Consider the following 20898-nt stretch of genomic DNA (forward strand, 5'->3'; position numbering starts at 1 on the left):
CCCCGTCATCCCCGCGTTCTCTCTTCAAATCGAATGTCGAAGGAGACGAAGATGACCGAGAATAACACGCCTCCGCCGCGCCGCGACAACGGCCTCTATTTCGTTCTGGGGGCGATCGTCGTCGCGCTTGGCGTGCTGGTCTGGTATGTGATGGGCTCGCCCGGTGACACCACAACCCCTGCACCTGCGGGCAACGAGGTGTCGATCACCAACGAGGCCCCTGCCTCCGAGCCGGCCCAAGAGCCTGCGTCGGACGCACCGGCCGAGGTCGAGGTGGCTCCGGGAGCCGATGACGCCCCTGCCCCCCAACAGTAATGTAAAAGGCCCGCCAGTTGGCGGGCCTTTCACATGACGCGTTTATCGTGAAACACTCAGATCGCTTTGATCTCCGCCAGAATGGCCTGCGCGGCCGCCTGCGGATCCGCCGCCTGCCAGATCGGGCGGCCAACGACAAGGTGATCCGCCCCCGCCGATAGCGCCGAAGCGGGTGTTTCCACACGCTTCTGGTCTCCCAATGCGGCCCCTGCGGGCCGCACACCCGGCGTGACGATCAGCTTGCCCTCGGCCTGCGGCAGTGCCCGGATCATCGCGGCCTCACGCGGCGAGGCAATAACGCCATCAGCTCCGGCCTCAAGCGCGCGCGCGGCGCGCTCTGTCACCAGATCCGCAATATCGCCCGGCTGGATCAGCGCGGCATCCAGATCGGCGCGATCAAGCGAGGTGAGGATGGTCACAGCGAGGATTTTGAGATCCTTACCCGAGGCGCCTTCCTTCGCGGCGCGCACCACATGGGGGTCGCCATGCACGGTCAGGAAGTCCAGATCGAATTGTGCGATCCCGCGCACCGCAGCCTCGACCGTGGCGCCGATATCGAAGAATTTCATATCGAGGAAGATGCGCTTCCCATGCTCCTGTTTCAGCTCGTTGGCAACGGCCAGACCGCCCCCCGTGAGCATCCCTAGACCGATCTTGTAGAAAGAAACGCTATCGCCCAGTTTCTGGGCCAGCTCGAGCGCGGCCAGCGCGTCGGGCACATCCATGGCAACGATCAGGCGGTCATCGGCGGGCAAAAGGGCGGTCATGCAGCATCTCCTGTGGTTTGCACCCCGATGCGCAAGACGGCACGAAAAATCAACCCCTGAGGAACCACAGGGGGAACTTTCCCGCAATCACTCCGGTATCGGCAGCCCCGCGGACAGGTCTTCAATCCCGAGATTTGACCGGTATCAAGGCACGCACACGCGCACGGTGCATCATGACGATGCCCAGAAGGGTCAAAGCAGCGAGGAAGGGCAGATAATGCAGCACAGTCATGGCGTCTCTCCTGTTCCTTGGGGTCTCACCTTACAGGCGAGACATTTACGGAACCTTGCACGGTGCCTGCGAGTTCCCTAGGCGCTTCGCAAAAGCCAAGATTTTCGTTTCAGGCGTGGTCTGACATCTTGAATAGCCTGACCCACCTACCCAATTATTCGATAAGACCCGACCAGACATGTGCCGCTTACGGGCATGTCGATTTGCGGGGGCTTTAGAAAAGGAGATACCCGATGAACATGGAAAAGTTCACGGAGCGTTCGCGCGGCTTCCTTCAATCCGCGCAGACAATCGCAATGCGGGAAGGCCATCAGCGCGTGGTCCCCGAACATCTGCTCAAAGCATTGATGGATGACGATCAGGGACTTTCGTCCAACCTGATCAATCGCGCCGGTGGCGATGCCGCCCGCGTGGCCGATGCCGTCACCCAAGCCGTCGGCAAACTTCCCAAAGTGTCCGGCACGGATAGCCAGACCTATATCGACCAGTCGCTCGTGCGCGTGCTCGACGAGGCAGAGAAGATCGCCAAGAAAGCCGGTGACAGTTTCGTTCCGGTGGAGCGTATCCTGATGGCGCTGGCCGTGGTCAATACCCGTGCGAAAGACGCGCTTGATGCAGGTGCCGTGACCGCGCAGAAGCTGAACACGGCCATCAACGATCTGCGCAAGGGCCGCACCGCCGATAGCGCCTCCGCCGAGGACGGCTATGAGGCGCTGAAAAAATATGCCCGCGACCTGACCGAGGCCGCCGAGCAAGGCAAGATCGACCCGATCATCGGTCGTGACGACGAGATCCGCCGCACGATGCAGGTGCTCTCGCGCCGCACCAAGAACAACCCCGTCCTTATCGGGGAGCCGGGCGTGGGGAAAACCGCGATCGCCGAAGGGCTTGCGCTGCGCATCGTCAATGGCGATGTGCCGGAGAGCCTGCGCGACAAGCGGCTTCTGGCGCTCGATATGGGCGCGCTGATCGCAGGGGCGAAATATCGCGGCGAGTTCGAGGAGCGGCTGAAATCCATCCTCAAGGAGATCGAAACCGCAGCCGGTGAGATCATTCTCTTCATCGACGAGATGCACACGCTTGTGGGCGCGGGCAAATCCGATGGTGCGATGGATGCGGCCAACCTGATCAAGCCGGCGCTGGCGCGAGGCGAGTTGCATTGTGTTGGCGCCACCACGCTTGATGAATATCGCAAATATGTCGAGAAAGACGCGGCTCTGGCCCGGCGCTTCCAGCCGGTAATGGTCGAAGAGCCCACCGTCGAGGATACGATCTCGATCCTGCGTGGCATCAAGGAGAAATACGAGCTCCATCACGGGGTTCGGATCTCCGATTCGGCGCTCGTGTCGGCGGCGACGCTCTCGCATCGCTATATCACCGACCGCTTCCTGCCCGACAAGGCGATCGATCTCGTGGACGAGGCCGCCTCGCGCTTGCGGATGGAAGTTGATTCGAAGCCAGAGGAACTAGATGCGCTGGATCGCCAGATCCTGCAGGCGCAGATCGAGGCCGAGGCGCTGAAGAAAGAAGACGACGTCGCAAGTCAGGACCGTCTCGAGAAACTCGAGAAGGAACTGTCGGAACTGCAGGAACGCTCCGCCGAGATGACCGCCAAATGGCAGGCCGAACGCGACAAGCTGGAGAGCAGCCGCGTGCTGAAAGAACAGCTGGACCGCGCGCGCGCCGAATTGGAAACCGCCAAACGCGAAGGCAATTTCGCAAAAGCGGGCGAGTTGCAATATGGCCGCATTCCGGATCTTGAAAAGCAGCTCGAACAGGCGGAATCGGCAGAGGATGTCATGGTCGAAGAGGCCGTGCGTCCCGAACAGATCGCCGAGGTGGTCGAGCGCTGGACCGGTATCCCGACCTCGAAAATGCTCGAGGGCGAGCGCGAGAAGCTGCTGAAAATGGAGGAAGAGCTCCATAAGCGGGTGATCGGGCAGGATGCCGCAGTTAAGGCGGTGGCCAATGCGGTGCGGCGTGCGCGTGCGGGTCTCAATGACGAGAACCGTCCACTGGGCTCGTTCCTCTTCCTCGGCCCGACCGGCGTGGGCAAAACCGAGCTGACCAAGGCTGTCGCCGAATATCTCTTCGACGATGATCAGGCGATGGTGCGGATCGACATGTCGGAATTCATGGAGAAACATGCCGTCTCGCGGCTGATCGGCGCCCCTCCGGGCTATGTCGGCTATGACGAGGGCGGAGTACTGACCGAAGCCGTGCGCCGCCGCCCCTATCAGGTGGTGCTGTTCGACGAAGTCGAGAAGGCGCATCCCGATGTGTTCAACGTGCTGCTGCAGGTGCTTGATGACGGCGTCCTGACCGACGGTCAGGGCCGGACGGTGGACTTCAAGCAGACGCTGATCATCCTGACCTCCAACCTCGGGTCCCAAGCGCTCAGCACCCTGCCAGAAGGCACCGATGGCGCACAGGCCAAAGCGCAGGTCATGGACGCGGTGCGAGCACATTTCCGCCCCGAATTCCTCAACCGCCTGGACGAGATGGTCATCTTCGACCGTCTGTCGCGCGGCAATATGGACGGAATCGTCACCGTGCAGCTTGCACGGCTGGAAACCCGCCTGGGCCATCGCAAAATCGGGCTGGCGCTCGATGACGCAGCCCGCACATGGCTGGCCGACAAGGGCTATGATCCGGTCTATGGCGCACGCCCGCTGAAACGGGTGATCCAGCGCTATCTCCAGGACCCGCTCGCCAATCTGATCCTGTCGGGCGATGTGCTGGACGGATCAACGGTTACGGTCACGGCAGGGCCAGACGGTCTGTCTGTCGGCGGGCATATCGTCCCGCCTTCGGAAGCCACGCCCCTCGGCGCGGCTTTGCACTGAATGCAAGCGGGCGGCGGCTCCGGCCACCGCCCGCTGATACGACGCATGGAGGGGGCTCTGCCCCCACTGCCTTGCGGCAGTCCCCCGGGATATTTATGGACACTGGAAGCCATTCTCCCACTTCCAGTGTCCATAAATATCCTCAGGGGTGAATTGGCACGACGTGCCAAGAGGGGCGAGAGCGCCCCTTTCTGTCTCGCTATCGGAAAGAGGTATGGCCAGTCTTTGCAGATCCTGTTTCGCCTCCTTCGCCGAGGCTCCAAAGCGACGGTGCCCGCGGTGCAGGCATGACGGGCTGGTGAGCCATAACGAACTGCTCCAGCTGGGCCTTGCCCATATCGACTGTGACAGTTTCTATGCCTCGGTCGAGAAGCGCGACAATCCCGAGTTGGCCTCGCTGCCTCTGATCGTTGGGGGGGGCGCACGCGGGGTGGTAACGACCTGTTGTTATGTCGCCCGGATCTACGGTGTGCGCTCGGCAATGCCGATGTTCCAAGCCCGCAAGCTCTGCCCCGATGCGGTGATCCTACCGCCGCGTATCGGCTATTACGCCGAAGTCTCTCGCGAGATCCGCGCGAAGATGGCGCGTCTGACGCCCTTGATCGAGCCGCTATCGCTGGACGAAGCCTTTCTGGATCTTCGTGGAACCGATACGTTGCATGGCATGCCACCCGCCGAAAGCCTTGTGCGGCTGGCCGCCGAAATCGAGAGCGAGGTCGGAGTAACTGTTTCAGTCGGGCTCAGCCATAACAAGTTTTTGGCGAAAATCGCCTCCGACCTGGATAAGCCACGTGGATTTTCCGTGATCGGTCGGGCCGAGACGCGCGATTTTCTACGCGACAAGCCGGTAGGCATTCTGTGGGGCGTAGGGGCAGCAACACGACAGGCCCTGGGGCAGGCCGGCATCCGCACGCTCACCGACATCCTACGGATCGGGCGCGACGATATGATCCGTCGCTTCGGTGGACAGGGCCTGCGGCTCTGGTCGCTGGCGATGGGCGAGGATGATCGCCGTGTAACCCCGGATGCGCCGGTCAAAAGCGTTTCGAACGAGACGACCTTCTCGCAGGATCTCAGCGACCGCGAGGCGCTTCTGGCACAGCTATGGCACATGGCGGAGAAGACGGCAGCGCGTATGAAGGCAAAGGACCTATCGGGGAGTATCGTCACTCTGAAATTGAAGAAATCGGATTTCTCCACCCTGACCCGCCAGTCGCAGCTCGCAGATCCGAGCCAGCTGGCAGATACGCTTTTTCAGGTCGGAAAGCGGCTGTTTGACACCCTGCCCGCAGGCACGCCCTATCGGTTGATCGGTATCGGTTATTCGGGGCTAAGGCCCGCACGCGAGGGAGATCCGGTGGGCGATCTTCTGGACCCCGATGCGGGGCGGCGCGCCAAGCAGGAGCGCGCGATGGATGCCATCAGGGCCAAATTCGGCGTGGATGCGATCCAGATGGGGCGGGGGTTCCGGAAAGACTGACCTACTCCGCTGCCATGGTATCTGGCTGGTCCGACCGCCCGATGGCCGCAATCCGCGCCAGAACCCCATCCATCAGGGACTGGAACTCGGCGAAATCCGCACGCCGTTCAATTCGCGCTTCATCCATATAAAGCGCTCGGTTGATCTCGATCTGGATGGCGTGGCGATGATTGGCAGGCTGGCCATAGGTCTTGGTGATATAGGCTCCTGCGAAAGGGGTATTGCGGCTCACCGAGAGGCCTGTCGCGGCAAAAGCGGCCTCGATCTCTTCGACGATATGCTCCGAGGCGGAACTGCCGTAGCGATCGCCGATCACGATTTCCGGTCGTTTAAGGCCGAATGCCTCGATCGCCTCGCTGGGCATGGAATGCAGATCGACGAGAAGCGCCTCCCCGAACCGTTTTTTATTGGCCTCCATCAGCAGATCGATCTGACGGTGCCATGGGGTCCAGATGTCATCGAGACGGGTCTCGGCCTCCGCGAGACTTATTTTCCCGCGCAAGATCGCCCGCCCGCCAGAGACCACGCGGGGAATCACGCCCAGACCGGCCGCAACACGGCTGCCACTGCCGCGCTGACGCAGTCCTTCGACGATTCCCGGGTCGAGTTCGTCACGCGCTCTATTGAGGTCGAGATAGGCGCGCGGATATGTTGCGGCGATGCAATAGGCCCCGAGCTGCGCCCCCAGATGCATGAAATCATCGACAAACGCGTCCTCGGATGACCGCAGGCGCGCCAGATCCAGAACAGTATTTTGTTGAAAATCAGTGGGATAATAGCTTCCAGAATGGGGAGACGAGAAAATAACAGAGGTCCGGACTGGATCGGGTTCGCAGAGCCGGAAAGCCGGTCGATCATGTTTCATGGACAGTCATGAACCTCCTTTGTGATGCTCTCAGTGTAGCGCAATGCATTTTCTCGTCAAAACCCCCTTGCGCGTCGTGCGAACACCTTTTATAGACCCCTCCACACCGAAGAGGTGAACCGAAAGGTTGCAGACCGGAACAGGCAACAGCTTGAGACCAAACGCAATCCAAGGCAAATCATTTCGGAGCGTGGGCGGTTAGCTCAGCGGTAGAGCACTACGTTGACATCGTAGTGGCCACTGGTTCGATCCCAGTACCGCCCACCATTCTATTTCGCCGCCCCTTCGGCCTGGCTGTCGGGGCTTTTTGCTTTCAAGGCGCACGCGCGCCGCGACAAGGAGATACGACCATGAAGGTTCGCAACTCGCTCCGCTCGCTCAAGCAGCGTCATCGCGATTGCCAGATCGTGCGCCGCAAGGGCCGCGTCTACGTAATCAACAAGACGCAGCGTCGTTTTAAAGCCCGTCAGGGCTGACTCGACCGAGCCATCGGCAAAGACAAGACCGCAAGGGAAACCTTGCGGTCTTTCTTATTGGGCGATCACCATGCCGGATTACCCTGCGGTCAGACCGGATTTCTGTAGCCTGCGGCACAAAGTTCTGATTCTATGGATTTGTAGCGTTTCGGAAGGCACTGCCATGCTGACCCTTCTTCTCCACCGCCCCTCGGCGCAAGAGTTCTACCGCGTCGAGGTGAGTGACAATCTCTTCGGCGAATATACAGTGCAGCGCGAATGGGGTCGCGATGGCCGCGCTTGTGGCATGCGCAACGTGCTGTTCACCAACCTTCGCGACGCCGTGCAGGCGGCCGATACATGGCGCCTCAAGGCCGCCCGCAGGGGATATGCCCTGACCGAGGCTGTGGCCGCCTGAAGCCCCTCAGAAGGGCGTATCGGCGGTAAATGCCAGAGGCTCGCCGCCATCGGGATGGCGCAGCCGCAGCGTGTGGGCATGCAGCATCAGCCGTGGAAAGTCCTGCGCCGCGCCCTCGGCATAGAGCGGGTCTCCGAGAATCGGATGCCCTAGCGCTTGGCAATGCACCCGCAACTGATGGCTACGCCCGGTCACCGGCATAAGCCGCACACGCGTCGTTCCATCGGGATCATGCTGCAGCACCTTCCAGTCGGTCTGGGCGGGCTTGCCGGTTTCATGGTTCACATGCTGGCGCGGACGGTTGGGCCAGTCCACGATCAGCGGCAGGTCCACCCGGCCCGTCTTGGGCTCCAGATGCCCCCAGAGACGCGCGAGATAGGTCTTCTTGGTCTGGCGATGCTCGAATTGCAGTCCCAGATGGCGCTGCGCATGAGGCGTCAGCGCGAAGACCATCACCCCCGAGGTGTCGCAATCCAGCCGGTGCACCAGCAGCACCTCCGGATAGGACTGGCGCAACCGCGCGATCAGGCAATCCGCTTTCTCCGGCCCCTTCCCCGGCACCGAAAGCAGCCCTGACGGTTTGTCGACCACGAGAATCTCGTGATCGGCATGCAGGATCTTGGGCGGGTCGGAGGGCGGATCATAGCGATACATCATCGCCACCGATTGCCCGCGATGTGCCAGCCGGTCAAGTCTTCCTTGCGCATGAGGGGTTAAAATAGACATCTCGGCCACTTCCGTTGGGGAATGGAGCGAAATCGATTCGGAATTACGGTTTGGTAAGTTTTAGCCCCTACTCCTAGAGAAAATTGAGTGACGAGCCGGAGACCGCAGATGAACCTCTATGCCGAAGCCCGCCAGGATGCACTGTGGGTCCGCGTCGACGAGAATCGACTCGATGCAGCCATTGCCATCCGCTTCAAGGACCAGATGCGCGAAGTCTGCATGCAGCCGTCAAAACGCGTCATTCTCGATCTGGAATCTGTCACCTTCCTCGATAGCTCGGGATTGGGGGCGATTGTCGCCGTCATGAAAGCCCTGCCCAAGGACCGGAAGCTGGAACTGGCCGCGCTGAACATGAACGTCGCGAAGGTGTTCCGGCTGACCCGCATGGACACGATCTTCAAGATCCACCCGACCCTAGAGGATGCCTTCCTACCGGAGGTGCGGAATGCTGGCTAACCACGACGCACATGCGTTGAAAAGTGGCACGGCTGTTCCGCGTGGTGAACGGCAGCCAAGGATCTTCCATCATAGTTTTCCGGCCACTCCGCTGGCCGTGCGCGAAGCCCTGCGCAATGCGCTCGCGAGATTCGTCCTGCATATGAGTCAGGACGAGGCCGGAACGCTCGAACTGTTACTGGCCGAGATCCTGAACAATATCGTCGAACACAGCTATCAGGATAGCGGGGTCGGCACGATTACCCTCTCCATGGTGATGGATAAGCGCGGGCTTAACTGTTCGGTGACCGATGACGGCCTCGAACTTCCTGCCTTCGTTCTCGAGGACCCCGCGACATTCGACACGGTAGAAAACGCCCTTCAGACGCTGGATACCGAGGAGCTTCCGGAGGGAGGATTCGGCTGGTTCCTGATCCGTGATCTTGCAGAAGATCTGGGCTACAGGCGCGAGGATGGTCGCAACATGCTCGCTTTCCGCCTGCCTCTGAAACAGGACGGCTGATCCGGCTCAGTTCATCTGGAATTGCAGAGGATAGGCCCCATCGGCAAACTCGCCAAAGAGATCCGGCAGGTCCGGATGCTCCACAGGCTCGCCAGTCTGATCCGCCAGAAGGTTCTGTTCGGAGACATAGGCGATGTAATAATCATCATCCGTCTCTGCAAGCAAATGGTAGTAGGGCTGATTCTTTGTCGGCCTGCTGTCTTCGGGGATTGCGTCATAGAACTCCTGCGAATTCGCAAAAGTCGGATCGACATCGAAGACCACACCACGGAACGAGTCCTTACGGTGGCGCAAAACCTGCCCGATATGGAATTTGGCTTGAGTGGCAAACATGTTCGCCCTTCCCTAGTCTTTTCGATTTCTTAATGCTTCTACAAAGAAACTAGGGCTTTTTCCACAAATTCGCAGGAAACAATCTGTATTATTGGTGCAGAAGGCTCGCTGATAGGCTTTGTGATTTTCGTTTGGGGCATTTTCAGATACAATTAACGACAAAACGAGAGCAAAAATCAGGCAAGAGCAGTATGAAGAAATTCGCCTTTCTGGCGCTGGCCCTTCTGGTCGCCTCCTGTGGTGGGGGCAACTACCAGGCGCCACAAAATCTAGACGACGCATGCGCCCTGTCGCGTGAGCGGCCTGCCTATTTCCGGGCCATGAAACGCACCGAATCGCGCTGGGGTGTTCCCGTCTATGTGCAGATGGCCACGATCCATCAGGAATCGCGGTTCGTCGGCAATGCAAAAACCCCGTTCAAATACGCTCTGGGTGTGATTCCCCTCGGCCGTCAGAGTTCGGCCTATGGTTATAGCCAGGCCCTTGATGCCACTTGGGAGGAATATCGCGCGCAGGGCGGCAGCCGCGGTGCAAGACGCAACCGTATCCAGGACGCGACCGATTTCATCGGTTGGTATATGGACGGCACGACAAAGAGCCTCGGTATTCCGAAGACCGATGCGATGAACCAGTATCTCGCCTATCATGAAGGGCGTGGCGGCTATTCGCGTGGCAGCCACAAATCCAAGCCGTGGCTTCTGGCCGTGGCCCGAAAAGTGCAAAGCCGCGCGCTGATGTATCGCGCGCAGCTTGCTTCTTGTGGTCGACTGTAACGAAAGAGCTCAGCCGCCTCGGCGGCTGATTTCCTGATTGATCGAGAAGACCGACGGCGCCAGCGCCTTACCGTTCTGAAGCCCGTTGAGGATAACGGTGGTCTTCGCTCCCGCATTATCGGTGATCACCCATTGGCGCAGCTGCGTCGGGCCATCCGTGAAAACCATCTGGATATTGCCATATTCCGGATGCTGCGGATCATGTGCGGTGACAGTGGTCTTTGTGCCATCGGAGGTGTGGCTGGTCACCATACCCGATTTCGCCAGATTTACATCCGCCGCCAGGATAAGGCTCAGAGGCGTTTTGGACAGCGGATACTGTTCTGGCCGGCCCATATTCGACTTCGGATCGAAGATCGCCACCTGACCGGCCGAAGCCAGCACCAGCGTGTTGTCATTGTCATATTCGAACCGCACGCGATTCGGACGGCGGATATAGATCGTGCCCGTCGAGATCGAGCCGTCGGAGTTTACCTGTGTAAACTTGGACGACGCCGATTGCAGGCTGTTGAGATAACTGGACAAAGTCCCAAGCGGGATCGCATCGGCAAATGCCGGCACGGCAAGAGACAGGGCGAGGACGGGCGCAAGCGCGAAGCGAAGTATGTTCATAGACGAGAATTTAGGCGCTTTTTGAAAAAGGAAAAGCCCCACGCAATCAACTTGCGCGGGGCGTTCATCACAGTTCAGCAGAAAGCCGCTCAGGCCTCGGGGATCAGGATCTCGCGTTTGCCGACATGGTTGGCCGAGGAGACCACATGATTTTCCTCCATCTGCTCCACCAGACGCGCGGCCTTATTGTAGCCGATGCCCAGTTTGCGCTGGATATAGGAGGTCGAGCATTTGCGATCCTTCGCCACAATCTGCACCGCCTGATCGTAAAGCGCATCCTCATTGCCAGTATTGCCACCGGTATTGAGGCCCAGCACCGCGTCGATATCGGAGGCTTTATCATCTTCCGGCCCCTCGACCACACCCGACATATAGCTGGGCGGCCCGAAGGATTTCAGGTGGTTGACCACCTCCTCGACCTCTTCATCCGAGCAGAACGGGCCGTGGACGCGGTTCAGACGCGAGCCGGTGCCCATATAGAGCATATCGCCCATGCCCAGCAGCTGCTCGGCGCCCTGCTCGCCCAGAATGGTGCGGCTGTCGATTTTCGAGGTCACTTGGAAGGAGATCCGCGTGGGGAAGTTTGCCTTGATCGTGCCGGTGATCACATCCACCGAGGGGCGCTGGGTGGCCATGATCAGGTGGATGCCCGAGGCCCGCGCCATCTGCGCCAGACGCTGGATGCAGGCCTCGATCTCCTTGCCCGCGACCATCATCAGGTCGGCCATCTCGTCGACGATGACGACGATATAGGGGAAGGGCTCGGGCTGGAACTCGTCGGTCTCGAAGATCGGCTCGCCGGTTTCTTCGTCAAAGCCGGTCTGCACGGTGCGCTTGAACATCTCGCCTTTGGCCAGCGTCTCTTTCACGCGGCCGTTATATCCCTCGATATTGCGCACGCCCATCTTGGACATCTTGCGATAGCGGTCTTCCATCTCGCCCACGACCCATTTCAGTGCCACTACGGCCTTCTTGGGGTCGGTCACGACCGGAGACAGCAGATGCGGAATGCCGTCATAGACCGACAGTTCCAGCATCTTCGGGTCGATCATGATCAGACGGCACTCATCCGGCGTCAGGCGGTAGAGGAGTGACAGGATCATCGTGTTGATCGCCACAGATTTCCCCGACCCCGTGGTCCCCGCGATCAGCAGGTGGGGCATCTTGGCAAGGTTTGCTACAACCGGCTCGCCGCCGATATCCTTACCCAGCGCCAGCGGCAGGCGCATATTACCATCCGAGAAATCACGCGCCGTCAGGATCTCGCGCAGCACGACCTTCTCGCGATGGTCATTGGGCAGTTCGATCCCGATCACCGTCCGGCCCGGCACGGTGGACACACGCGCCGAGAGCGCCGACATGGAACGCGCGATATCATCAGCCAGACCGATCACGCGGCTGGCCTTCAAGCCCGGCGCCGGTTCCAGCTCGTACATGGTAACCACAGGGCCCGGACGGACCGACACGATCTCGCCCTTCACCCCATAATCCTCCAGCACGTTTTCCAGCTGCCGGGCATTTTCTTCCAGCTGCTCGTCGGGCAGCTGGTGACGCGGGATAGAGGCCGGATCGGTCAGCAGGTTGATCGGCGGCATCTCGTAATTCGCATGGGTCGCAGGCGGCATTTTCGCAGGCTTCTGGATCGCGCTGCGGTTCAGGCTCTCGCCCTGTGCCACAGTTCGGGCATTGGCCATCGGCGCCTCGGCTGCCACAGGACGGGCGGGTTCGGCTGCGATCGGGGCAAGATCCTCCATCTCGTCATGATCGTCGCCGCTGAGCGTCGCATCTTCGGCATAGGCCTCACCGCGCTGGATGGTGCGATAGGTGGCCGTAGACATATCGGTCTCTTCTGGCTCATCCTGGGGGGCGTCATAGGGCTCGACAGGAGCCGAGAAACGCGCACGCGGCGCCTCTTCCGGCTCGGGCGACACGCGGGCGCTGCCATAGCTCTCATCCAGCTCGCCAAAGGCATCCACATCGAAGGGCTCGAATCCTTGCGGCTCGGCCTCTTCGACTTCGTCCATATGGTAGCCCTGATCAAGCCATTGATCTTGCTTCGCGAACTCATTGCGCGGCTCGGCCATCAGACGGGAGCGAGCCTGCGAGACCTCCTCGGGCCGCGCGGCATAAACGGGCGCCTCGGCACCGGCATGTGCCCCGCCGAAGCGCGGCATATAGCGCGGTTCGGCGCGAAGCGGCGGCTCGATCCGCGCAGGTTCTGCCTTCAGCTGCGGTTCGACACGCTCGCGCGGTTTAGGCCCACGTGCCAGACGGCGGGCAACGGCGGCCATCACCGAGCGCGGGGCCTCGGGACGTGCCGGCTCATAGGATTCGACCTCTTCCAGTTCGGGCTCCGCATAACGCTGCGGGGCGCTGCGCTGCACGCGCGGCGCAGGCGGGGCCTGACGGCGCTGGTGCACTGCCTCGGCGATACGCGCCTTGATCCTGTCGGGGCTCGGAGCTTCGGCAGGTTCGGCACGCAGGTCGTCATACCTGAAATCGACAATCTCGGGCTCCAACTGCGGCTCGGGCATCGTGTCCGTGGGGCGGATAATCCGCGTCAGGAAATTGCCGCGTGGCGGCTCCTGATAGGGTTCCTCGTCATAAAGAACCTCGTCCTCTTCCTCGAATACGGGTTCCTGATATGCCACGCGGCGCGCAGGGCGGGCCACCGCTTCGGCCTGATATTCCTGCTGCGCCTCCCATGCGGCCAGCTCCTCGGCATGGGCCTGCGCTTCGGCGCGGCGCGAACGGTGGCGCTCGGCGGCACCCCGTGCCGCCAGCACGGAGGCCGAAGCCCCCTGCCCGACCATCCGCATGATCGTGTCATAGATCGCCAGCAACCCCAGCAGCAGGAACCGCAGGATATTCTGCAGCTCCGGCTTGATGAAACCGGTGACAAACAGCGTCATCGCGATGCTCAGCGCCACAAAGACCAGCGACAGGAATTTCACAACAAACGCCGAGGCCCCGACGATGCCCAGCATCATTCCCGCGATCATATCGCCGAAATGGCCGCCAAGCCCGAAATTCGCCGTCCATTCGGCGCCGGGCACCAGAAGCGCCGCATGGACCGAGGAGACCGCAATGGCAATCGGCAGGAAGATCAGCCGTGGCAGAGCGCGTTCCTCGCCACGATGGGTCATGAACCGCACCCCCCAGAGCGCCGCCGAAACCGGCAGCAGCCACGCACCGCGCCCGAAGATCACATAGAGCGGCGAGGCAAGGCCCGCACCGATCCGGCCCAGCCAGTTATGGACCTCGCCATCTGTGGCGGCCATCCAGCTGGGATCTTCTGGCGAATAGCTGGCAAGCATCATGGTCAGCAGCGCCGCCAGAACGATCAGGCCCGCTCCGGCGAGTTCCTTACCGCGACGCTCGAGAAGAGCCTGCGTATTCTGGTCGAGAAGGGGGTCGCGCTGTCTCATCTGATACAATGCCATCTGCTGCTCGTCCTCAAAGGTAAAGGCAATCGCGGAGCCTGATCAGCCCCCGCTGCGTTTCTTCTCTCGGGGCGACCAGAGCCACCCGGATATAGGATCTGCCGGGATTTTCGCCCGCGACGTCACGCGAAAGATAGCCGCCCGGAAGCACCCGGACGCCCGTCTCGCGCCAAAGTTTCATAGCGGCGGCCTCGCCATCCTCGACCGGAAGCCACAGGAAGAACCCCGCCTCCGGCATGGCGACCGAATTGATACCGTCAAACACCACGGCCGCATCGTCAAATTTCTCTTGGTAGAGCCTGCGGTTCTCGACCACATGGTCCTCGTCGGCCCAGACCTTTTCCGCCACCCGCTGGAGCGGCTGCGGCAGCGGCGCGCCCGAATAGGCCCGAAGCTGGCGGATATAGGACATGCTTTTGGGCCCTGCGGCCACAAATCCCGACCGCAGTCCCGGCAGGCTCGAGCGCTTGGAGAGCGAATGGAAGATCACCACCCGCTCGGGATCGGCCCCCACCTCCTGCGCCACCTCGATCAGACCGGGGGGCGGATCGTGGCGGTAAAGCTCGGAATAGCACTCATCGGCGAAGACGCGGAAATCGTGTTTCTCGGCCAGCGCCAGAAGATCGGCCAGATACGCGCGCGAGGCCACGGCGCCCTGCGGGTTGGCCGGCGAACAGATGAAGGCGATCGCCGTGCGATCCAGCACCTCGGGCGGCAGCGAACGGTAATCGGGCATATAGCCCGTTTCCTTGGTCGCGGGCACAAACACCGGCTCGGCGCCCACCATCATCGTGGCGATGGCATAGACCTGATAGAACGGGTTCGGGATCAGCACGGCGGGTCGCTTGCCGCCCTTGGTTTCGGGGCAGAGCGCCAGCAGGGCGTTGAACAGCCCCTCGCGCGTGCCATTGAGCGCCATGATCCGGTCGTCCCCGACCTCCACGCCATAGCGGCGCTTGATCCATGCGGAAATCGCCGACAACAGCTCGGGCGTGCCATTATTGGCAGGGTATTTGCCGAACTCGGCCACAGAGGCTGCCAGCACATCCCCCACAAACCCAGGCATTGTATGCCGTGGCTCGCCGATGGTCATGTTGATCACTTCCCCGCCCGGCTGGTGGGAATCGAGCAGCGTCCGCAAACGCGGAAACGCGTATTCGGGCAGGTTCGAGAACCGCTCGGGATAATCCATTATGTGCCTCATCTGCCGGAGTCATTTATCGCCCCGTTCGGGACGACGTTACCCAAAAACCACATCACCTGTCTAGATCATGGCAAGAGAGGGGCGCGGTCGCCTCAGGATTGTGGCATTTCAGCCAAGAGCCGATTCCACCGCCGCCGCGACGCAGAGAAGTTTTTCGTCATGCCCATTTTGTCCAAGCAGGCTTAGCCCGACCATGTCCTGCCCTGTCGGCAAGGTGATGGCTGGTCCGCCCGAGAGCGCGGCCAAACGGGCATTCCGGCAGGCCAGCTTCCGTTGCGTCGTGAATAAATCGTGATCTATCAAGAGGCTATCATAGGTGGGCGGCAGCTGCGCGACACTCGGCATGATCACGCCGTCATAGCCCGAAACCAGCCTACCCCAAACCCGCCGCAGCTCCTGAAGCTGGCGCATTCCCTGTAGATAGCGCTCCGCCTTGACCCCGCCTGCCTTCTCGAAGACACGCATCAGATCCGGCGTGACTTTCAGCGGATTCGCACTCGCCAGTGCCTGCCAGCAGGCATGGATCTCGGTTTCGATCAGAAAACACAGCCCCATCAGCGCCTCGACGACCGGCGGGCTTTGCGCCGTAATCCGTGCCCCCGCCCGCGACAGGACCCCGAGCGCCTTGCTGGTCGCCTCGAGGCAGGCGGGGTCGGCATCATCATAGACCGGCCCCTCCAGCAGCAGGAAATGCGCGCCCGACAGGGTGGCCCCGCGCAGATCCGGCGCGCGCCCGCCTTCGATCAAAGCCAGCCCCTCGGCGCAGTCCTCCACGCGACGCGCCATGAGCGCGGGCGTGTCGAACTGCGTGGCGCAGACCATTCCCGCTTGCGGCAACCGCCCGACGCTGGGCCGGAACCCGACCAGATCGTTCCATGCCGCAGGCACAAGCACACCACCGCCACCATCCAAACCCACAGCCATCGCACAAAGCCCCAGATTGACCGAAAGCGCCGCCCCCGAGGCCCCGCCCCCCGTTACCCGCGCCGGATCATGGCGGTTGGGCGGGGTCACCCCGATGGAATTTACCCCCAGAAGATCAATCCCCAGCTCGGTCATCTGGGTCTTGCCCAGACAGACGCCGCCCGCAGCACTTGCCTGCGCCAGAACAGCGGCATCACGCTCGGGCACCCGCCCTGCAAACAGCCGCGTGCCAGCCTCGCTCACCCGCCCCGCGCTATCGAAACTGTCCATCCAGCTGATCGCCACCCCGTCGAGCCGGGAGCGCCCCTGCCCTACCTTGGTGCGGGTGCGCGCGGCCATCGCCTCGAACCGCGCCCGATTGGGGGTCAGGCGGGTAAAGGCCATCCGCCCGTCGCGCCCTGCCGCGGTTTCAAGATACAACTCCACCTGTGCCACCGGATCCAGCATACCCGCCGCAATCAGACGGCCCTGTTCCGCAGCAGGCAGATAACGTGTCGAGGTCATCACACTGGCTCTCCAATCATCAACCCCGCAAGGCTAGCCCCGATTTTATCGTTCTGACAATGGGGCTTAGATCAATCATGCACAGGGAATGGACAAGCCGCGCGAAAACGCCATATTTAGCGGCATGAAAACCGATTGCGATATCCTGATCTCCGGTGGCGGGCTCAACGGCCCCACCTTGGCGCTGGCCCTCGCCCAAGCGGGGCTGCGCGTGACTGTGGTCGATGCGACGCCTGCACGGGCGCGGGCCGATCTGGGCTTTGACGGGCGGGCCTATGCGCTGGCTACAGCCTCGCAGCGCCTGCTGAAGGGGCTGGGTCTCTGGGCAGGGCTGGCGCCCGATGCGCAGCCGATGATGGATGTAAAGGCCTCGGACGGTCATGCCGGCGAAGGGGCCGCCCCCTTCTTCCTGCATTTCGACTCGCGCGAGACGGACCAATCCCCCGTGGGCTGGATGCTCGAGGACCGCTACCTGTCGCGCGCGTTGCACGACGCGATGGAGGCGGAACCCGATATTACCCTGATCCCCGCGACCTCGGTCACCGGACAGGAGGTCGACGCGGGCCATGTCACCGCGACCCTGTCGGATGGCCGGAGCCTCACCGCCCGCGTTCTCGTGGGGGCGGATGGCCGCAAATCCGGCGTGGCCGAGCGTGCGGGAATTGCCCGCGAGGGATGGGATTACGGCCAGACCGCGCTGGTGGCCGCCATTGCCCATGAAAAACCGCATCACGGTATCGCGCACCAGTATTTCATGCCGACGGGTCCTCTGGCGATCCTGCCGCTGACCGGCAACCGCTCCTCCATCGTGTGGAGCGAGACACGCGAGAATGCCGAGACGCTCAACGGGCTGTCAGATGGCGATTTTCTGGGCCTCCTGCGCCCACGGTTCGGGGATTTTCTGGGCCAGATCTCGCTCGCGGGGCCGCGCTTCAGCTATCCGCTGAACCTGACGCTGGCCAAATCCTATGTCCAGACGCGGATCGCGCTGGTGGGGGACGCGGCACATGGCGTGCATCCGATTGCGGGACAGGGGCTGAACCTCGGGCTGCGCGATGTGGCAGCGCTGGCACAGGTGCTGGTGGATGCGCACCGGCGTGGCGACGATATCGGAGCGCTGAATGTGCTCGAGGATTATCAAAGCTGGCGGCGGTTCGATTCCACCTCGCTCGCCTTGGGGATGGATACGGTCAACAGACTGTTTTCCAACCATAATCCGATCCTGAAACTCGGGCGTCAGCTGGGAATGGGGGTCGTTCAGGCCCTGCCCGGCCTGCGTCGCGGGTTCATGGCACAGGCGGCGGGCCTCGGCGGGCCACTCCCGCGCCTTCTAAAAGGCGAGCCGCTTTAATCGGTATCGAGTTCCCGCGCCTCGGACGGAATGAGGATCGGGATACCGCCACGGATCGGGAAGGCCAGCTTGGCCGGTTTCGAGATCAACTCTTGCGCCTGCGCATCATAAAGCAGGATCGCATGGGTCAGCGGACAGACCAGCACCTCGAGCATCCGGCGGTCAAAGGCCGGACGTTCAGGGGCAACGCGGTCGGGATTGTCCTCGGGCTCGCTCACTGCAGGCTTTCCTCGCCATCCCCGCTACGCAGGGCGAAATCGATCAGCGTCAGCAGGGTTTCGCGACGCACCGTCAGGTTGGGCGTCTCCAGAAGCGCCTGCTTGTCTTCGGGCGAAAGCGGCATCAGCATCGAGAGCGAGTTGATCAGCAGCTCGTCCTCGGCATCCTCGAGACTGTCCCAATCCGTCTCCATGCCATTGGCCTCGAAGAAACGGCTCAGGATCCGGAAGAAGCTCTCGCGTTCGAGCCCGGCATCATGTTCGGGCCCGCGCAGGTCGCCAGCAAATTCCTCCCAGTCGACCTCGCCCACCACATAAGGGGTAAAGCCGTCCCGCGCGCCCATCAGACGGAAGCGTGACACACCTGTCAGCGTGATCAGGTAACGCCCGTCCTCGGTCTCCGAGAATCCGGTCAAACGGCCAGCGCAGCCGATGGGCGCCAGCTCGGCCTCCTCGCCATGCTCGCGCGGCAGGATCATTCCGATCAGCCGCTCGGGCGTCTTGAGGCAATCCTCGATCATCTGCAGATAGCGCGGCTCGAAGATATGCAGGGGCAAGGTTCCCCGAGGCAGCAGAAGCGCCCCGGGCAACGGGAAGAGCGGAATGGCATCGGGCAGGTCGATGAGGTTATACATGAGCCACCAGTTAGGCCGAAACGCGCATCAAGCAAATATCATCGATGCGAGTTTCCGGCGGCCTTTGGAGACCAGCGGATCATTGGGTTTGCGCGCCTCGAAAATGGTCTGCAGCTGGGTTTTGGCCGCCCCCTCGTTCCATTCGCGGTCACGGCGGAACAGCTCCAGAAGCTGGTCGATCGCGCCTTCGGCATTGCCTGCCGCAAACAGGGCTTGCGCCAGATCGAACCGCGCCTGATGGTCGGACGGATCGGCATCGACCTGCGCCTGCAGCTCGGCCTGCGGACCGGCATTGGCCGATTGCCGCGCCAGTGCCAGCTGGGCGATTGCGGCCTCGACGGGCGCGGCCTTGGCCAGTGCGGGCGAGGCACCTTCGGCCACGGCCTGCGCCTGATCCAGCTGACCTGCCGCAACATGCGCGCGGATCAGCCCGCCAAAGGCCTCGGCATTCTCGGGCTCTTCGTCGAGAATGGCGGCAAAGGTCTCGGCCGCGTCTTCCGCTGCCCCCTCGGACAGCATCTCTTCGGCGGCCGCAATCGCATCGGCCAGACCGTTATCGGCGCCCGGCCCCATCTCTGCGATCTTGGTCACGAATTTCTCGATCTCCGAGCCGGGAAGCGCGCCCTGGAAGCCGTCAACCGGCTGGCCCTGATAGAAGGCATAGACCGTCGGGATCGACTGGATGCGCAGCTGGCTGGCGATCATCTGGTTCTCGTCCACATTGACCTTAGCCATGACCACAGCGCCCTTGGCCTTGGTTACCGCCGCCTCCAGCGCCGGACCGAGCGTTTTGCACGGCCCGCACCACGGCGCCCAGAAATCGACGATCACCGGAACGGTCTGCGATTTCTCGATCACCTCTGCCATGAAATCGGCTTCGGTTACGTCTTTGATCAGGTCTGTGGCCGGAGCGGTTCCGCCCCCGATAATGTCATTGCCGAGCATGCTGTCTTCCTTTCGGAGTTCTGTCGGTTTCTATATGCGTCCAAGGCAGCGTCCCGCCAAGGGGCGCTTGCCGCCGGAACGAAATTAAAGATCGAAGGTCGCGAAGACCGGCGCGTGATCGGAGGGCTGCTCCCAGCCGCGCACATCGCGCAGGATCCGCGAGCCGGACGCCGCGCCCGCGATATCGGCGGTGGCCCAGATATGGTCCAGACGGCGTCCCTTGTCGGCGGCATCCCAGTCCTTCGCGCGGTAGCTCCACCAGCTGTAGAGAAGCCCGTCGGGAATATCCTTGCGGGTCACATCCACCCAGTTGCCCGCCTGCATCACATCGGCCAGATGCTCGACCTCGACGGGCGTGTGGCTGACGATCTTGAGAAGCTGCTTGTGCGACCAGACATCATCCTCGCGCGGCGCGATGTTGAGATCGCCCACCAGAATGGCGCGCTCGGGCGCGCGGGCGGCGAATTCATCGCGCATATGGGTCAGGAAATCGAGTTTCTGGCCGAATTTCTCGTTCACACTGCGGTCGGGCACATCGCCCCCTGCCGGCACATAGAAATTATGCACCGTCACGCCGTTGGCCAGTCGTCCCGCGATATGGCGGGCATGGCCCAGATTGGCGTAATCCTCGGCGCCCGCTTCCTCCATCGGGATCTTCGAGAAGATTGCGACGCCGTTATAGCCTTTCTGGCCACGGGCAACCATGTGCTCGTATCCCAGCGCACGGAAGGTCTCGAAGGGGATCTTGTCCACAGGGCTCTTGCACTCCTGCAGACACAGCACATCGGGTGCCTCCTCCTGCATCAGACGAGAGACCAGCCCCTCGCGCAGGCGGACCGAATTGATGTTCCAGGTGGCAAGGGTAAAACTCATGATCGTCTCCGTTTAACGCGC

General features: G+C 61.9%; 21 protein-coding genes and 1 tRNA gene. 10 read left to right on the forward strand and 12 right to left on the reverse strand.

The features are described 5' to 3' along the window. Positions 1-51: 51 nt before the first annotated feature. Positions 52-315 carry a hypothetical protein gene (locus VSX56_RS09165; protein ID WP_339114046.1) on the forward strand — a complete coding sequence of 88 codons (264 nt, stop codon included), beginning with the start codon at positions 52-54 and terminating at the stop codon, positions 313-315. A 56-nt stretch (positions 316-371) separates the two neighbouring features. On the opposite strand, the gene pyrF is transcribed toward VSX56_RS09165, so the two are convergent. Beyond that, on the reverse strand, positions 372-1082 hold the full coding sequence (pyrF, locus tag VSX56_RS09170; protein WP_339114045.1) for an orotidine-5'-phosphate decarboxylase: 711 nt from the start codon (positions 1080-1082) through the stop codon (positions 372-374). Between the two features lie 465 nt (positions 1083-1547). Here pyrF and clpB point away from each other — a divergent pair, with 465 nt between their 5' ends. Both clpB and VSX56_RS09180 read left to right on the forward strand, forming a co-directional pair. Beyond that, positions 1548-4160, forward strand: a complete 2613-nt coding sequence (gene clpB / locus VSX56_RS09175) for an ATP-dependent chaperone ClpB (protein ID WP_350936568.1) — start codon at positions 1548-1550, stop codon at positions 4158-4160. 214 nt (positions 4161-4374) lie between these two features. Then, on the forward strand, positions 4375-5640 hold the full coding sequence (locus VSX56_RS09180; RefSeq protein ID WP_350936570.1) for a DNA polymerase IV: 1266 nt from the start codon (positions 4375-4377) through the stop codon (positions 5638-5640). A 1-nt stretch (position 5641) separates the two neighbouring features. Here the strand turns inward: VSX56_RS09180 and VSX56_RS09185 are convergent, their stop codons facing one another. Next, entirely contained in the window at positions 5642-6505 is an 864-nt protein-coding gene (locus VSX56_RS09185) for an N-formylglutamate amidohydrolase (protein WP_350936572.1), read from the reverse strand. A gap of 192 nt (positions 6506-6697) precedes the next feature. Between VSX56_RS09185 and VSX56_RS09190 the strand changes: the two genes are divergently transcribed. The 3 genes from VSX56_RS09190 (at position 6698) to VSX56_RS09200 (ending at position 7378) form a co-directional block, all read left to right on the forward strand. Further along, positions 6698-6772: transfer RNA gene (locus tag VSX56_RS09190), tRNA-Val, on the forward strand. An 83-nt stretch (positions 6773-6855) separates the two neighbouring features. Further along, positions 6856-6981: a type B 50S ribosomal protein L36 gene (ykgO, locus tag VSX56_RS09195; RefSeq protein WP_096433353.1), complete on the forward strand. Its 126-nt coding sequence runs from the start codon at positions 6856-6858 to the stop codon at positions 6979-6981. Positions 6982-7144: 163 nt separating this feature from the next. Beyond that, complete coding sequence (locus VSX56_RS09200; RefSeq protein ID WP_350936575.1) at positions 7145-7378, forward strand: WGR domain-containing protein; 234 nt, start codon at positions 7145-7147, stop codon at positions 7376-7378. A gap of 6 nt (positions 7379-7384) precedes the next feature. Here VSX56_RS09200 and VSX56_RS09205 read toward each other — a convergent pair whose 3' ends face one another. After that, positions 7385-8035 carry a pseudouridine synthase gene (locus tag VSX56_RS09205; RefSeq protein WP_339114454.1) on the reverse strand — a complete coding sequence of 217 codons (651 nt, stop codon included), beginning with the start codon at positions 8033-8035 and terminating at the stop codon, positions 7385-7387. A gap of 177 nt (positions 8036-8212) precedes the next feature. On the opposite strand from VSX56_RS09205, the gene VSX56_RS09210 reads away from it, so the two are divergent. Together VSX56_RS09210 and VSX56_RS09215 are read left to right on the forward strand one after the other, a co-directional pair. Next, positions 8213-8560, forward strand: coding sequence for an STAS domain-containing protein (locus tag VSX56_RS09210; protein ID WP_350936577.1), 348 nt, complete (start codon positions 8213-8215; stop codon positions 8558-8560). Beyond that, positions 8550-9062, forward strand: coding sequence for an ATP-binding protein (locus tag VSX56_RS09215; RefSeq protein ID WP_339114039.1), 513 nt, complete (start codon positions 8550-8552; stop codon positions 9060-9062). Before VSX56_RS09210 ends, VSX56_RS09215 begins: the two co-directional genes overlap by 11 nt. A 6-nt stretch (positions 9063-9068) precedes the next feature. Here the strand turns inward: VSX56_RS09215 and hspQ are convergent, their stop codons facing one another. Next, positions 9069-9395, reverse strand: a complete 327-nt coding sequence (gene hspQ / locus VSX56_RS09220; protein ID WP_339114038.1) for a heat shock protein HspQ — start codon at positions 9393-9395, stop codon at positions 9069-9071. Between the two features lie 191 nt (positions 9396-9586). Here hspQ and VSX56_RS09225 point away from each other — a divergent pair, with 191 nt between their 5' ends. After that, positions 9587-10168 carry a transglycosylase SLT domain-containing protein gene (locus tag VSX56_RS09225; protein WP_339114037.1) on the forward strand — a complete coding sequence of 194 codons (582 nt, stop codon included), beginning with the start codon at positions 9587-9589 and terminating at the stop codon, positions 10166-10168. Positions 10169-10177: 9 nt separating this feature from the next. On the opposite strand, the gene VSX56_RS09230 is transcribed toward VSX56_RS09225, so the two are convergent. From VSX56_RS09230 to VSX56_RS09245, 4 genes are all read right to left on the reverse strand, one after another. Beyond that, entirely contained in the window at positions 10178-10780 is a 603-nt protein-coding gene (locus VSX56_RS09230) for a LolA family protein (protein ID WP_339114036.1), read from the reverse strand. Between the two features lie 89 nt (positions 10781-10869). After that, complete coding sequence (locus VSX56_RS09235; RefSeq protein ID WP_350936581.1) at positions 10870-14223, reverse strand: DNA translocase FtsK; 3354 nt, start codon at positions 14221-14223, stop codon at positions 10870-10872. Between the two features lie 13 nt (positions 14224-14236). Beyond that, positions 14237-15415 (reverse strand): aminotransferase class I/II-fold pyridoxal phosphate-dependent enzyme, encoded by a 1179-nt coding sequence (locus VSX56_RS09240; protein ID WP_350936583.1) that lies wholly within the window; start codon positions 15413-15415, stop codon positions 14237-14239. A 120-nt stretch (positions 15416-15535) separates the two neighbouring features. Then, positions 15536-16855: an amidase gene (locus VSX56_RS09245; protein WP_350936585.1), complete on the reverse strand. Its 1320-nt coding sequence runs from the start codon at positions 16853-16855 to the stop codon at positions 15536-15538. Positions 16856-16943: 88 nt separating this feature from the next. Between VSX56_RS09245 and VSX56_RS09250 the strand changes: the two genes are divergently transcribed. Beyond that, on the forward strand, positions 16944-18206 hold the full coding sequence (locus tag VSX56_RS09250) for a UbiH/UbiF/VisC/COQ6 family ubiquinone biosynthesis hydroxylase (protein WP_434096022.1): 1263 nt from the start codon (positions 16944-16946) through the stop codon (positions 18204-18206). On the opposite strand, the gene VSX56_RS09255 is transcribed toward VSX56_RS09250, so the two are convergent. From VSX56_RS09255 to VSX56_RS09270, 4 genes are all read right to left on the reverse strand, one after another. After that, positions 18203-18361 carry a Trm112 family protein gene (locus VSX56_RS09255; RefSeq protein WP_350936819.1) on the reverse strand — a complete coding sequence of 53 codons (159 nt, stop codon included), beginning with the start codon at positions 18359-18361 and terminating at the stop codon, positions 18203-18205. The two genes, VSX56_RS09250 and VSX56_RS09255, sit on opposite strands and share 4 nt — an antisense overlap. Positions 18362-18420: 59 nt before the next feature. Beyond that, entirely contained in the window at positions 18421-19059 is a 639-nt protein-coding gene (locus tag VSX56_RS09260; protein WP_339114032.1) for an LON peptidase substrate-binding domain-containing protein, read from the reverse strand. Positions 19060-19086: 27 nt separating this feature from the next. Further along, entirely contained in the window at positions 19087-20004 is a 918-nt protein-coding gene (gene trxA / locus VSX56_RS09265) for a thioredoxin (RefSeq protein ID WP_350936588.1), read from the reverse strand. Positions 20005-20088: 84 nt separating this feature from the next. Continuing rightward, a complete protein-coding gene (locus VSX56_RS09270) occupies positions 20089-20877 on the reverse strand; it encodes an exodeoxyribonuclease III (RefSeq protein ID WP_339114030.1) in 789 nt (262 codons plus the stop codon). Positions 20878-20898: the final 21 nt, after the last annotated feature.

This window comes from Thioclava kandeliae (genome assembly GCF_040297545.1).
In the GTDB taxonomy this organism is placed as follows: Bacteria; Pseudomonadota; Alphaproteobacteria; order Rhodobacterales; family Rhodobacteraceae; genus Thioclava; species Thioclava kandeliae.